Annotated in this window: 15 protein-coding genes; 4 read left to right on the top strand and 11 right to left on the bottom strand. The window is 40.4% G+C overall.

Features of this window, described 5'->3' with window-relative positions:
• Positions 1-7: 7 nt before the first annotated feature.
• Positions 8-601, top strand: coding sequence for a biotin transporter BioY (locus tag ABU914_RS00775; RefSeq protein ID WP_379667840.1), 594 nt, complete (start codon positions 8-10; stop codon positions 599-601).
• 54 nt (positions 602-655) lie between these two features.
• Here the strand turns inward: ABU914_RS00775 and ABU914_RS00770 are convergent, their stop codons facing one another.
• The 6 genes from ABU914_RS00770 to ABU914_RS00745 all read right to left on the bottom strand — a co-directional run bounded on the left by ABU914_RS00770 (position 656) and on the right by ABU914_RS00745 (position 6,165).
• Entirely contained in the window at positions 656-1,324 is a 669-nt protein-coding gene (locus ABU914_RS00770; RefSeq protein WP_379667891.1) for a 3D domain-containing protein, read from the bottom strand.
• Between the two features lie 780 nt (positions 1,325-2,104).
• Positions 2,105-2,422, bottom strand: a complete 318-nt coding sequence (locus ABU914_RS00765) for a YuiB family protein (RefSeq protein WP_379667839.1) — start codon at positions 2,420-2,422, stop codon at positions 2,105-2,107.
• 245 nt (positions 2,423-2,667) lie between these two features.
• Entirely contained in the window at positions 2,668-3,882 is a 1,215-nt protein-coding gene (locus ABU914_RS00760; protein ID WP_379667838.1) for an NAD(P)/FAD-dependent oxidoreductase, read from the bottom strand.
• A gap of 243 nt (positions 3,883-4,125) precedes the next feature.
• A complete protein-coding gene (locus ABU914_RS00755; RefSeq protein ID WP_379667837.1) occupies positions 4,126-5,364 on the bottom strand; it encodes a Bcr/CflA family multidrug efflux MFS transporter in 1,239 nt (412 codons plus the stop codon).
• Positions 5,365-5,482: 118 nt separating this feature from the next.
• Positions 5,483-5,842, bottom strand: coding sequence for a HesB/IscA family protein (locus tag ABU914_RS00750; protein WP_379667836.1), 360 nt, complete (start codon positions 5,840-5,842; stop codon positions 5,483-5,485).
• An 86-nt stretch (positions 5,843-5,928) separates the two neighbouring features.
• Positions 5,929-6,165: a YuzB family protein gene (locus ABU914_RS00745; protein WP_379667835.1), complete on the bottom strand. Its 237-nt coding sequence runs from the start codon at positions 6,163-6,165 to the stop codon at positions 5,929-5,931.
• A 189-nt stretch (positions 6,166-6,354) separates the two neighbouring features.
• Between ABU914_RS00745 and ABU914_RS00740 the strand changes: the two genes are divergently transcribed.
• Together ABU914_RS00740 and ABU914_RS00735 are read left to right on the top strand one after the other, a co-directional pair.
• Positions 6,355-7,422, top strand: a complete 1,068-nt coding sequence (locus ABU914_RS00740) for an NAD(P)/FAD-dependent oxidoreductase (RefSeq protein ID WP_379667834.1) — start codon at positions 6,355-6,357, stop codon at positions 7,420-7,422.
• Between the two features lie 152 nt (positions 7,423-7,574).
• Positions 7,575-7,796, top strand: a complete 222-nt coding sequence (locus ABU914_RS00735; protein WP_379667833.1) for a NifU family protein — start codon at positions 7,575-7,577, stop codon at positions 7,794-7,796.
• A gap of 48 nt (positions 7,797-7,844) precedes the next feature.
• Here ABU914_RS00735 and thrB read toward each other — a convergent pair whose 3' ends face one another.
• The 4 genes from thrB to ABU914_RS00715 all read right to left on the bottom strand — a co-directional run bounded on the left by thrB (position 7,845) and on the right by ABU914_RS00715 (position 12,256).
• Entirely contained in the window at positions 7,845-8,765 is a 921-nt protein-coding gene (gene thrB / locus ABU914_RS00730; protein WP_379667832.1) for a homoserine kinase, read from the bottom strand.
• On the bottom strand, positions 8,762-9,823 hold the full coding sequence (thrC, locus tag ABU914_RS00725) for a threonine synthase (RefSeq protein ID WP_379667831.1): 1,062 nt from the start codon (positions 9,821-9,823) through the stop codon (positions 8,762-8,764). The genes thrB and thrC overlap by 4 nt, the downstream gene beginning before the upstream one ends.
• Positions 9,824-9,828: 5 nt before the next feature.
• Positions 9,829-11,121 carry a homoserine dehydrogenase gene (locus ABU914_RS00720; RefSeq protein WP_379667830.1) on the bottom strand — a complete coding sequence of 431 codons (1,293 nt, stop codon included), beginning with the start codon at positions 11,119-11,121 and terminating at the stop codon, positions 9,829-9,831.
• A gap of 175 nt (positions 11,122-11,296) precedes the next feature.
• A complete protein-coding gene (locus ABU914_RS00715; RefSeq protein ID WP_379667829.1) occupies positions 11,297-12,256 on the bottom strand; it encodes a 2-hydroxyacid dehydrogenase in 960 nt (319 codons plus the stop codon).
• Between the two features lie 156 nt (positions 12,257-12,412).
• On the opposite strand from ABU914_RS00715, the gene ABU914_RS00710 reads away from it, so the two are divergent.
• Positions 12,413-12,904, top strand: a complete 492-nt coding sequence (locus tag ABU914_RS00710; protein ID WP_379667828.1) for a phosphatidylglycerophosphatase A family protein — start codon at positions 12,413-12,415, stop codon at positions 12,902-12,904.
• 77 nt (positions 12,905-12,981) lie between these two features.
• On the opposite strand, the gene ABU914_RS00705 is transcribed toward ABU914_RS00710, so the two are convergent.
• Positions 12,982-13,752, bottom strand: coding sequence for a TIGR01457 family HAD-type hydrolase (locus ABU914_RS00705; RefSeq protein ID WP_379667827.1), 771 nt, complete (start codon positions 13,750-13,752; stop codon positions 12,982-12,984).
• Position 13,753 lies beyond the last annotated feature (1 nt).

The raw sequence follows: 13,753 nt of genomic DNA, 5'->3' as shown, positions 1-13,753 counted from the left end.
TATAAAGATGACAAAAAAGAAATTTCGTGCAATTGATTTAACGTTTATGGCACTGTTTGCGGCGCTAATGGGCATCGGAGCGAATATTGCCCAATTTCTCGTCATCGGTGGTGTACCGATTACGCTACAAACGTTTTTTGCAATTATGGCAGGGGCTATCCTCGGAAGTCGACTCGGAACTTTATCAATGCTTCTTTATATTTTAATTGGTTTAGTCGGTGCGCCCGTCTTTGCCCAATTCACAGGTGGACCCGTTATTTTAATTAAACCGACATTTGGATTTATTTTATCTTATCTGCTCGTTACATACGTTGTTGGAAAAATCATTGAAAGCGTCAAAAAACCTTCATTCACACGCTTTTTAACAGCTTGCTTCATCGGACTCGTCATTAACTATATCGTTGGAACAAACTATATGTATTTCGCTTATAAGTTGTGGGCTGATGCACCCGAAGGTTTCACGTACGCATTGGCATGGCTTTGGATGCTACCCCCTTTGCCAAAAGACATTATATTAACAGCTTTAACTGCAATGATGGCTCCACGAATTTATCATGCGCTTCACCGTTCAGGAAACCTTTCCAAACAAACTGCTGCTTAACCTTAACCGCCGTAAAACAATGAGTAAAAAACCCAATGATTTCCTCATTGGGTTTTAACTTTCTATATATTGTTGACGAAATACTTGCATTGCTTCATCTTCATTCAACTGCTGAAGGACTTCTTCTGTTAAGCTTCCATCTCCTCGTTCAACAGTATAAACGGTAACTTCACGCTTTCCCCATTGCTCGTACACATCTTGAACGGTTTCAAAATACAAATCAATTTTTGCACCTTTAATGGCTGAACCAGTATCTGCTACAACTCCGTAGCCGTAACCAGGTATAAATAGCACAGTGCCGATAGGAAATACGTTCGGATCTGCTGCAATAGTCGAATATAAATCCCGCTTCACTTTTACACCTGAGTATGTAATCCCATACGCTGGATCACCAGGTGATTTTCCTGTCGATTCTTTCCCAGCAGTATAACCTGTCGCAACAACTTTTTGTGCTGGGTATTGTGACCAATCGATCGCTTCCTCTAGTGAATGTTGTTCTACTTGATTACTAGGTAAGGAAGGCAAAGATGAAGCAACAACCGATTCTTCAAAAAACGTTTTCAAACTAATAAAGCCACCGACAGAACCAATCTCTTGTTCACGTAACCAATTCGACAGCTCTTTCGCTTGAACGCCTGTTATTGATGTATACGTCGATAACAATGCGATTACGAAAAGCATCGTCATGATACTTCGACGAATCATCGTCTTCGCTATTCTCATCTCTTGCATTCACACTCCTCCCATCTGCAAGCATTTCCAGTCTTGCGAAAAATTATGCATGGAAGGTTTTATACACATAAAAAAAGCTTTCTTTGTTCAAAGAACAAAAAAAGCTTCAGTCCAAATACTGGATTCAATCCAGCTTTATTTTTCAGTATACTCACTATTAAGAACGAAGTTTATAGTACGCAGACTAAGTACGTTACGTCCATGTTGACTAACATTTGATAATTCTAAAGATTTGCATTAGTGCATTTCTGAACGTTAGAGAACAAGCGGGTTAAGTAACGCCATAAGCGAGTGTTTTACAACAATTGCGCTAACTTAATCCGCCTAATTGAAAATATTTTAACAGACTAGGTGCGAAGTTTATCGGAATGCAACTTTGTACGCAACGTTCGAGACACCCAATAGATGATTCGAAGATGTATTATTCTACATTTGCAACTAGAAGAAGCTCGACGTAGTTGCAAATTTTAAGTCCCTAGTATAAGCGCAGCTAGGCCTCTGTCTGCGCCTTAAAAGGCTTGCCAATTAGCAAGTTTCCTTTATATTATGGTTTCGACGTACTCGACGGATCTGTGTTGGAGTCCTGCGAAGCACACGACACGATATGCAAGTGCCACCGTTCTCACAGGACGTGAGGCTTTTAGGCGGCGTACTTTAATTCTGCGCTAGTACATCCTTTCACTTCGGAAGACTATGGATGGAACAAAACATTCATAAGAGAACGAATGAAGCAAACAACGAAGGATGCAAGCACTTCTCAATAGGCAGGTGTTAGAACATTTGATATCCGCGCACCCGCAACATTCGTATCGCAATACCAGCGACAATCGTTCCGACAAACCCGCTTACTAAAATTAATATGTCAGCAAAAGCTAATCCTGTTAATCGATCAACCAAAGCGGGGAAAGCCATTCCTGGTTTTAAAAAATAGTCAAAAAATTTGACTTCATCTACAATCATGATGACAACGAGCGGATACACAATAGCCATAACCCATGTGGAACGTAAAAGCATATTTAAAATAAATCCAATCCCAAAAAATAATATGATAAACAATAACATTGATATAAACAGTTGTGGTAGTTGCACACGTTCACCCCCATGTCCTTTTTTAGTTTACTCGAAGCCTTATATACCGTCAATAAAAGACACGACTTTGCAACAAATTACGAAACGAACAAAATCGCATATACGACGAACCCACGACCGACCGAAGTAACGGATATTCACTAACGGTTTTTACTCGTCTTCAATCATCTCGTGCCATTGCACTGGCTTTCCACAAGTATGGATCAAAAAAAGAGAGCCCGAATAGGCTCCCTTTCCTTTGAAAATTAAAACAGTTTCAATTTACCTTTTTTAAGGACAAGGCGAGGTCCACCTAGTAAAAACAAATAACGGTTGTCAATCAATTTTTTCATCATGGATGCTGTACTTCCATATAATTTTTTAGTTCCAACCGTTCCAATCGCTTCCCCTTCCCCGAGCGATGCAACCGTCCCTTTAATTTCGGGTTTAAATGTTTCTAGTTCTTCGTTGCCTCGAACAAGTTTTAATAAGTTATTTGTACACGTGTACGCTTGTTGAATTGCTATTTGAGCTGTTGGTGGATATGGTCGGTCGTTTTCTTCGTTAATGAGAAGCGCACAGTCACCGACAACAAATACATTCTCAAATCCAGGTGCCCGCAGATCTTTTTCTACTTTAATTCGACCACGCATCGTTTCAAATCCTGAGTTTTCAACAATCGAGTTCCCTCGAACTCCACCTGTCCAAACGACAGTATTCGATTTAATTTCTTCTTCAACATCATCTTTTGATAAGATAACGCCTTCTTCCGTACACTTTTTAATCATCGTACCAATTTTAAATTCGATCCCTTTTCGCTCTAGCAAATTTTGTGCGTATTCAACGAGCTCAGGATCAAAACCTGGCAATACTGTTGGCGCTGCTTCTACGTTAATGACGCGAACTTCTTTCGGATCAATATCGAATTCTTTACATAACTCTGGTACTCGATCGGCAAGTTCACCTACAAATTCAATACCAGTAAATCCTGCCCCACCAACGATGATCGTAAGGCGTTCAGGCTTTTTCTCAACATCATTATTATAGCTTGCAAATTCATATTCAATGTGCTCACGAATTTTTCTTACAGAATCGACACTGCGAATGCTAAATGCATTTTCTCTTAATCCTTCAATTCCAAATGTTTCAGGTTCAAATCCGAGTGCCACGACAAGATAGTCATATGCTAATTCTCCATTTTCGAGAATGACCTTTTGCTCTTCATGTTTAATTTCAACAACCGTATCTTGAACGAACGTAATTTTATTTTCATTTATCACATCTTTAATTAAAATTCTTGTCCGATCATGATGCAACGTTCCAGCTGCAGGTTCATGCAACCATGTCGTTTGATAATGATAGTTGTGCTTATTTACGAGTATAACTTCTGCCTCGTTTCCACCCATTTGTTTTTGCAGCCGAACTGCTGTCATAATCCCACCATAGCCAGCACCGAGTATTACAATCTTAGGTTTATTCAATCCGATCACATCCACCTTCACGAGTTATTCAAGCCTTTTTAGCGGATGTTCAAAAAGGTGCAAGACAGCAAAAATGTATCTTTATACGGTAGTCTTGTGCTTGAATCTGTTTCCGCTCCTTTTTGAACACGAACTTTAAGCGAAATATGTTGAAAAATCTTCACAATTCATCCACTATCAATATTATGCTTTTTATTATGCTTTTTCAAGCAGAAATCGAACATTCTTAAGAAAATATATACTTTACACTGTCAGTTCATGCCCCATTTGTTTTGGACGATGTACAAGAAAGACATAACAGAGCACAGCAGCTACGTTACAAACTGCAATTGCAATCCCCATTGGAACCGGTGTATGTTCTCCAGCGATTCCGACGAAAGGTGCTACTGTAGCGCCAGCAATAAAAGACATCAATCCTAATAATGCCGATGCACTGCCTGCAGAACGTTCTTGATTTTGCATTGCAAGTGAAAAGCACGTTGTACTGACAACCCCTACACTCGATACGACAAAAAATAATGGAATTAAAATAGCAATAAGTCCTGCGCCAATTAAAATCATGGCAAATAAACTAAGACTGCTAACACTTGCAAGCCCTAATCCAAACTTGAGCATCTTACTTTCGGGAATCCTACCTGACAGTCTACCTGTTATTTGGGTAGCTATGATAATCCCAATACCATTTATTGCAAAGAACAAACTAAACCCTTGTGGCGATAGACCGTAAATACTTTGTAAAACAAACGGGGAACCCGAAATATATGCAAACATAGCGGCAAAAACTAACCCTTGGGCTAATGTATAACCGATAAATGTGCGAGTGCGAATCAACTTACCGAATGTAGAGATGGTACCCGTAATACCACCAGTGGAACGGCGTTCAATAGGCAAAGTTTCCTGCAATCCAATCGCAACGGTAACAAACATGATAAAGCCAAAAATACTAAGGACTAAGAATACCCCGTGCCATGAAGTAAATCGAAGTAACTGACCCCCCGCTATCGGTGCAAGGATCGGAGCAGTACCATTCACTAACATCAATAAAGAAAAAAACTTTGTCATCTCAGAGCCAGTGTAAAGATCGCGTACGATCGCACGAGAAATTACAATTCCTGCAGATCCAGCGATCCCTTGAAAAAACCGAAGCGCTACAAACGCCCAAATAGACGGAACAAATGCACACATGATAGACACAATGCTATAAATTACGAGTCCGACTAACAATGGTTTCCGTCTACCATAGATATCACTAAACGGGCCTATAAATAATTGACCAAGGGCAAGACCGAGTAAGCAAGCCGTTAAACTTAGTTGAACAAGAGATGTCGATGTATATAAATCATTCGCTAACATTGGAAATGCTGGTAAATACATATCAATCGTAAACGGACCAAATGATGCCAACGAACCCATCATTAACGCCATCCATAAGCGACGTCGTCTTGAAGGCTGTCTCATCACTTCGTCAAACTGATGACTCATGACGTATCAACTCCTAAAGTTTACGAATCTTAAATTGCTAAAACGATACACATAAAAAACTTCTCAGTCGTTATGTTTTAAAAACGACTGAGAAGTATTTAATCCAAAGAATCACGTTTTAGCAATCTGTACTTGGTGTTCCCGCATTCGTCGCCGTACGGAATGAAGAACCACATCCGCATGAAGCAATGGCGTTTGGATTGTCAATCGTAAACCCGCCGCCCATCATATTCTGTTTAAAATCTATTTTTGTTCCTTTTAGAGCGGGGGCACTTTCTGAATCAACAATCACTTTAATTCCGTGTGTTTCAAATTGTTCATCATCCGCTTGCACATTCTCATCGAATCCCATGCCGTATGATAAGCCTGTGCAACCGCCACCTTTTATACCAACACGTAAAAACGCATTTTCTTTATTTTGTTCTGCCATCATTTCTTTAATGCGACTAGCTGCAGAGTCAGTAAGTGTGACTATCATTCATATCGCTCCTTTCTTAACGAATCTCATCTCTCTATAGTAATAGTATACATAATAAGCAGGCAACGACTCAACTCATCGAGTGATTAAAACATTGGATTTTCTTCTAAAAATTGATACACGTTATCGACGAGTTCTTCGGGTGTCTCACCTGTAACGACTTCTCCATTCACAAGAGCGTAAAGGTTATCGTAGCAAAGTTCGCAATTGCTTAAACACCCATATTCAATGACATCTAAGTTCGGATCTTTTTCTAACATTTCTAACGCTCTTTGAGAGCCGCTTGCTAAATTTGTAATACAAAATTCAATGATCGGATTCATTCATTCCTCACCTTTGCCTTCCCATTTTCAAATCATAACTTTTCTAATGTGAACAGTCAATGATTCCATACCACTTAGTTTGTTGTAAACATAATAAGAGTTCGTTATACTTTAAACGGACAAGATATACTAGTGAGCGTGTTTTTATTTACGATTCATTCGTGATCATCCTCTAAAAGGAGACTTTTCATGAAAAGACTTGTACTACTTGGTGGGGGCTATGGCGGAGTTCGAATTATTCAGCGTTTGTTAGCCTCACACATTCCGACAGAACTTGAAATATTATTAATCGATCGTGAACCTTTCCATTGTTTAAAAACGGAATATTATGCACTTGCTGCCGGAACAGTTTCTGATACGGACGTTCGTGTGCCTTTTCCAGAGCACCCCAAGCTTAAGTTCCATTTTGGTGAAGTGACGGCGATCGATCTTAACGAACAAGTGATAAAATTACGTGACGAGGAAGAACCTATTCCTTATGATGAACTAGTGATTGGACTAGGAAGTGAAGATAAATACCACGGTGTTCCAGGAGCTGGAGAATATACGTTAAGTATTCAATCGATTGACGATGCGCGGCAAACATCCCAAACTTTAAGCAATTTACCACCAAATGGTGTCGTCGCAGTGGTCGGTGCTGGATTAAGCGGAGTTGAAATCGCGAGTGAGCTTCGCGAAAGCCGACCAGACTTAAAGATTAAATTATATGATCGCGGTAAAACAATTTTGTCTGACTTCCCTGAACGGTTAAGCCGATACGTTGAAAATTGGTTCATTGATAACGACGTTGAAGTCATAAATGAATCAAACATTACAAAAGTTGAAGAATTTAAACTATACAATAATGACGAGCCGATTGATTTTGATGCTGTCGTTTGGACAGCCGGTATCCAGCCACACAAACTTGTACGTGATTTACCAGTCGAAAAAGATCAAAATAACCGGATTATTTTAACAGCACATCATTACATTCCTAGTCACCCAAATGTTTATGTTGTCGGTGACTGCGCTAGCTTGCCGCATGCTCCTAGTGCACAGCTTGCAGAGGAACAAGCGGAACAAATTGTAACAGTTATGCTAAAACGTTGGAACGGAGAAGAGTTAACACCACTTCCACCGATTAAGCTAAAAGGGGTTCTCGGCTCTCTTGGCCCGAAACATGGATTTGGTGTCATGGGTTCAACCGCGCTTACGGGAAGAGTGGCAAGACTTTTAAAGTCCGGGGTTCTTTGGCTTTACAAGCGAAACTACGGTTAAGATTTCGTTTTAATAAAATGGTCCATCCCAAATGTAAAAGATAGATTTTTTGACGTAACACGATTATAATAAGGATAATAGAAAAAGATACTCTTCATCTTGATGATGAGGTGCATTAGTCATATTGATTATGTTGAAAGGGGTTTTAAAAAATGCATGAACAAGTACAAGAAGTTTTAGATAAACTTCGTCCATTTTTACTCCGTGATGGCGGAGACGTTGAACTTGTAGACGTTGAAGATGGAATTGTAAAAGTTCGTCTTATGGGTGCATGCGGAAGCTGCCCAAGCTCGACGATTACGTTAAAAGCTGGTATCGAACGCGCATTACTTGAAGAAGTTCCTGGCGTCAAAGAACTCGAACAAGTATTTTAATACAACAACCCCGTGCTACTTGAAAAGCACGGGGTTCTTTTCTTCGTTTTACTTCTTCGAAAATGTTTCGTTTACCACTGTTACGGTCGAACCTTCTTTTGCAGGTTGAAGAAGTCTACATTGATATACTGGAAAAGCAGCTTGTAATGTTTGTAAAGCTTCAGCCCCTTTGCCTACGTTTGTGTAACACATTATCGATGGACCCGCTCCACTTAAAGCAACGCCTTCAATTCCTTTTTCCTCGCCAAAAGCTGAAATCACAGGTAAATCGGGGACAATTTTTTCACGATAAGGTTGATGAAACAAATCTTTTCTCATCATTTTTCCAGCAGTCCGTACATCACCTTTCAGTAAAGAAGCAACAAGAACATTCGCTACGCTTGATGCACGAGTGCTTGCCTGAAATGTTAGTGTTGTTGGCAAAACATCTCTTGATTCACTTGTTAACAATTCTTGATTCGGTATCATAATAACCATATCTAATTCAGGTGTACCACTTTCAACGACGAACGTCTCATCTTCATGATGTGTCGCAATCACGAGACCGCCATAAACAGAAGCAGCGACGTTGTCAGGATGCCCTTCATACAAGCTAGCGATTCTCGCCTTTTCTTGTTTCGATAAAGATAAAGCTAACAATTGGTCGGCAAGCTCTATTCCTGCCACAATGGCAGCAGCACTGCTACCAAGCCCGCTTGCAAGCGGTAATTCGCACGTCACTGTTACGTGATGAGCTGGCAGTTCATCTGTCATCCCTTTTTGTTTTGCGGTAAATTGTGCCGCTTTATAGATTAAATTATCTTCATTCGTTGGAATACTTTCAAATCCAGGCGTCTCGTAACTAAATTCCCATCTTTCAGAGCGTACGGCTTCTACACGTAAATATAAATTGACTGCTAAACCAATCGAATCAAATCCAGGACCTAAATTTGCCGTACTGCCTGGCACTTTGATCGTTAGCTTATTCATGCATCGTTCCCCTTACGTAACATATCGATGAGCGCCTGTTCATCATTCTCTATGACCGTTGGTTTCATGTCGATAACTTCCATTGCAGTTGTCGGATCCTTTAATCCATTTCCTGTGAGCACAGCGACAATTTTTGCACCTTTTTTAATTTCACCTGTTGCTAGCTGCTTCTTGACACCAGCAAGAGAGGCGCACGAGCCCGGTTCAGCAAAAATTCCTTCTTTTCGTGTAATCTCTCTGTACGCATCAAGAATTTGTTCATCTGTCACTTCATCGACTTTTCCGTCTGATGACTCCGCAGCGTCAACGGCTAAATTCCAGCTCGCTGGGTTCCCAATTCGAATCGCTGTTGCTATCGTTTCAGGTGCTTCAATCACTTGATTACGAACGATGGCAGCAGCTCCTTCCGCTTCAAAGCCACGCATTTGTGGAAGCTTCGTACCTTTTGCCGCATTGTACTCTTTGAAACCTTTCCAATATGCTGAAATATTCCCAGCATTTCCGACAGGAATGGCTAACACATCTGGTGCGTCACCAAGTTCATCACAAATTTCAAACGCAGCTGTTTTTTGTCCTTCCAACCGATACGGATTAACAGAGTTTACAAGCGTAATCGGTTCTTTCTCACTAATGCTTCGCACCATATTAAGCGCATGGTCAAAGTTGCCTTTAATGGCAAAAATTTCTGCACCTAACACCATCGCTTGCGCGAGCTTGCCAAGTGCAATTTTCCCATCAGGAATAACGATTACCGTTCTCAATCCCGCACGGGCACCGTAAGCTGCTGCAGCTGCTGATGTATTCCCTGTTGATGCACAAATGATCGCCTCACTGCCTTCTTCTTTCGCTTTTGCGACAGCCATGACCATACCACGGTCTTTAAACGAACCGGTTGGGTTTGCACCTTCATATTTTACATAAAGGTCAACACCCCATTCCTCTGATAATCGATCGAGATGAATGAGTGGTGTGTTTCCTTCTTTTAATGTAAGCATTGGTGTTTTATCTGTTACTGGCAAAAATTCTTTATAGTGTGCGATTAGTCCATTCCACTTCACAAGTTTTACTCCCCTTCTACCCTATAGCTACTTTTCACTTCATAGACGACATCTAAATCACGCAATTTCGTGACAACTTCTTCATACGCTTGTTTCGTCGTTTGATGTGTTACGACAATTATTTCAGCCTTACCATTATCATTCACTGGCAATTGCAAAAGTTTTTCTAAACTGATCTCATGATCGGCAAACAATGAAGAGATTTTTGAAAACGCACCTGCTTCATCTTTCACTTGAAAGCGCAAAAAGTATTTTGAATAAATTTCGTGTTTTTCTTTTAATTGTTTATCATATTGTGGCAATATAACGCTTTTCCCTGTCACACCGAGACGCATATTTTTCACGACGGCCACAAGATCGGAAACGACTGCTGTAGCCGTTGGCAATTGACCTGCGCCCGGTCCATAGAACATCGTTTCACCGACTGCCTCTCCATATACGTATACGGCATTAAATTCATTGTTCACTGAAGCAAGTGGATGTGTATTTGGAAGAAGCGTCGGTTGTACGCTTATTTCTACACGACCGTTATCGCTTTCGGCAATTCCAATTAGTTTCATAGTATAGCCAAACTGCTGTGCATATTCAATATCATCTAAACCCACTTTTGAAATCCCTTCAACCGAAACATCGTCTAGATCGATTCGCATTGAAAAACCAAGTGTACTTAAAATGACCATTTTCCTTGCAGAATCAAGCCCTTCTACGTCTGCAGTCGGATCAGCTTCTGCAAAACCAAGTGCTTGCGCTTCTTTAAGAACATCATCATACGATGCTTTTTCGTTCGTCATCTTCGTTAAAATGTAATTCGTCGTTCCGTTAATGATTCCCATCATTTTCGTAATTCGATCTGAAGACAAACCTTCAACGAGACTACGGATAAGTGGAATTCCTCCCCCGACACTCGCTTCATAAAACAAATCACAGCCATTTTCGGCTGCAATTGAGAGTAGTTCGCCACCGTATAACGCCATTAAGTCTTTATTTGCTGTTACAACATGCTTTTTGTTATTCAGTGCAGTGATGATGTACTCTTTCGTTTCCTCAACTCCACCGATCACTTCAATAACAACGTCAATTTCATCGTTGTTTATAATATCTTCAGGGCGATCGGTCAACACTTCTCGTTCAACCGATACATCACGCTTCTTTTCAAAATCTTTTACTAAAATCTTTTTCACTTGAATTGGACAACCAATTTGATGTTGCAACTGCTCTTGATGAGCTTGAATAATATGGACAACACCACTTCCAACTGTTCCTAATCCAAGCAATCCAATATTGATTTGTTGTTTCATCGTGACACTCCTTTGTTTATCCTAGAAGTACACCTGTTTATCTAGAGTGGACTCAAGAAACATTATAGTGATGATTTGATATTGTAGCAAGAGACAAATTTGTTAATTAAGCAAATTTATTACGCCACACGATCCGTTAGCCCACTTCAAAACGTTAAATCGCATGGTCTGAGGATTACACAGGTGTAATCACTTCGCCATTTTTAAGGTAGGATGAGATGTTATCGGCAGCAAGCGTAGCCATCTTCATACGCGTTTCTAGCGTCGCACTTCCAATATGAGGTAAGGCAACAACATTATGTAGATTTACAAGCGGGTGATTGGAGCGAATCGGTTCATGTTCAAAAACATCCAAGCCTGCAGCTGCAATCTCACCTGTTGTTAACGCGTGGTACAAAGCATCTTCGTCAACAAGAGCTCCTCGTGATGCGTTAATAAATATTGCTGATTGCTTCATCTGTTTAAACGCTTCTTTATTAAATAAATGTTTCGTCTCTTCTGTTAACGGAGCAAGGCAAATGACAAAATCAGATTCCTTGAGCAATTCATGAAATGAGCAATGCATTGCATTGTACTTTTGCTCAGCTGATGGCTTCCGATTACGATTATAGTATAAAATCTTCATATCAAAGCCAGTGGCACGTTTAGCTACAGCTTCACCAATTCTCCCCATTCCAACGATTCCCATTGTTTTATGATGAATATCACTTCCTGCTAACTGAAAAGGACTCCACGTCGTCCATTTATCGTGTTTTATGTAATTAGACGCTTCTATTAATTTTCTGGCGGTTGCCATTAACAATGCGAACGTTAAATCAGCGGTCGTATCAGTTAGCACATCAGGTGTATTCGTAACTATAATATTCCGTTTACGTGCATAATCAACTTGAATATTGTCATAACCTACAGCCATATTTGCAATAAGTTCCAACTGCTCACAAACGTTCATCAGTTCTTCATCGACACGTTCTGTTAACATCGTCAGCAACGCTGTTGCGTCTTTTGCTTCTTCAAGTAGAACGTCACGTGGTACAGGTACATTTGCTTTTTCCCACATTTTAACGGTCGCGATTTTAGACAAGCTTCTAAGCGCTTCAACTGGCAATTTTCTCGTAACATAGACAAGAGGCTTCATTTTTTTGTTCCCCTTTCAATCCTTTTACATTATATTTTCTCATAGCGTTATAAGCAACGTAAAGAAAAAGGCGACTGAATCTCCTTGCACGATCTTCGTTCCTTCTTCATAATAGTAATTATCCTTACGATAATAATATAGAAAAGGGGGAGGAGCATGACACACGATCCAGTTGCAATTGCTGCAAGAAAGTGGTTAATGGAACGCGGTGTAACTATAGATGACATTGCTGAACTCGTTCATTTTCTTCAAAAGCAATATCACCCCGGCCTAACACTTAAGCTGTGCCGTGAAAACGTTGAGCGCGTCCTATCAAAACGTGAAGTACAAAATGCAATTATTACGGGAATTGAACTCGATCGTCTCGCAGAAAAAAATTTATTAAGCGAACCCCTTCTTGATTTAGTGAAACGTGACGAAGGGCTTTACGGTGTCGATGAAGTCATTGCTTTTTCAATTGTAAATGTGTACGGTTCAATTGGATTTACGAATTATGGGTATATCGACAAGAAAAAGCCTGGTATTTTGAAAAAGTTAAACGACCATAGCAACGGAAATTGCCATACATTTTTAGATGATATCGTCGGTGCGATTGCAGCAGCGGCTTCAAGCCGCCTTGCTCACAGACTCGCAAATGTTGAACCTTAAATGAGAACCGCCTTCGTATGTTGGCGGTTTTTTTTGATGATGTACAACTAGTTTGTAATTCCTCATGAAGACTCGTTTTATGGCAACTTCCAGTCGTCTAAGGAGTCAACGGTGTATGTTGGTGTTTTTGTTATATGTTGTAAATCTGATTTGTTCGTTACACCAGTATGAACAAGCATTGTATCAATTCCCGCATTCATACCCGCTCGAATGTCTGTCTCATAATTGTCTCCGACCATTATTGTTTCATGCTTATCGACTTGAAGCCGTTCAAGAGCTTGATCGATAATAATGCGTTCTGGTTTTCCAATAAACGTTGGTTCTACTCCGGTTGAAGCTGATATAACTGCTGTTAATGCGCCATTTCCCGGAATCAGCCCGCGTTCTGTTGGGATCGCTTTATCGGCATTCGTCGAAATAAACGTCGCACCGCTTCGAATTGCTAAACATGCTTTTGCAAGCTTTTCGTAACTTAGCTTGCGATCAATTCCTATGACGACATAGTCCACATCTCGTTCATCGACGAGCGACAACCTTTGATTCTTTAACGCAGTTTCAAGCCCTGTTTCTCCGATCATATATATTGACGCCTGTTGCGATTTTTGACGAATATAGCTCGCTGTCGCCAGACTTGACGTTATGACGAGTTCTGGTTTAGCAGGGGCACCGAAGTTTGTTAATTTATTGGCAACTTGCTCAGGTGTTTGCGACGAATTGTTCGTTACAAATAAATACGGTATACGCAACGTTGCCAACTTATTAACGAAGCGAACAGCACTATCAATTTTTGCATTACCTCGGTACATCGTTCCGTCTAAATCAATTAAATATCCACGATACGTTTTCATC

The sequence above is a fragment of the Pueribacillus sp. YX66 genome, assembly GCF_041725775.1.
Lineage (GTDB): Bacteria > Bacillota > Bacilli > Bacillales > UBA6769 > Pueribacillus.
Note: the sequence above shows the minus strand (reverse complement) of the source record. Positions and strands in the feature narration are given on the sequence as shown.

Coding starts and splice junctions, on each gene's coding strand:
- ABU914_RS00775 (WP_379667840.1), top strand. CDS start 8: ATGACAAAAAAGAAATTTCGTGCAATTGATTTAACGTTTATGGCACTG.
- ABU914_RS00770 (WP_379667891.1), bottom strand. CDS start 1,324: ATGAGAATAGCGAAGACGATGATTCGTCGAAGTATCATGACGATGCTT.
- ABU914_RS00755 (WP_379667837.1), bottom strand. CDS start 5,364: ATGAGTCATCAGTTTGACGAAGTGATGAGACAGCCTTCAAGACGACGT.
- ABU914_RS00750 (WP_379667836.1), bottom strand. CDS start 5,842: ATGATAGTCACACTTACTGACTCTGCAGCTAGTCGCATTAAAGAAATG.
- ABU914_RS00745 (WP_379667835.1), bottom strand. CDS start 6,165: ATGAATCCGATCATTGAATTTTGTATTACAAATTTAGCAAGCGGCTCT.
- ABU914_RS00740 (WP_379667834.1), top strand. CDS start 6,355: ATGAAAAGACTTGTACTACTTGGTGGGGGCTATGGCGGAGTTCGAATT.
- ABU914_RS00735 (WP_379667833.1), top strand. CDS start 7,575: ATGCATGAACAAGTACAAGAAGTTTTAGATAAACTTCGTCCATTTTTA.
- thrB (WP_379667832.1), bottom strand. CDS start 8,765: ATGAATAAGCTAACGATCAAAGTGCCAGGCAGTACGGCAAATTTAGGT.
- ABU914_RS00720 (WP_379667830.1), bottom strand. CDS start 11,121: ATGAAACAACAAATCAATATTGGATTGCTTGGATTAGGAACAGTTGGA.
- ABU914_RS00715 (WP_379667829.1), bottom strand. CDS start 12,256: ATGAAGCCTCTTGTCTATGTTACGAGAAAATTGCCAGTTGAAGCGCTT.
- ABU914_RS00710 (WP_379667828.1), top strand. CDS start 12,413: ATGACACACGATCCAGTTGCAATTGCTGCAAGAAAGTGGTTAATGGAA.
- ABU914_RS00705 (WP_379667827.1), bottom strand. CDS start 13,752: ATGAAAACGTATCGTGGATATTTAATTGATTTAGACGGAACGATGTAC.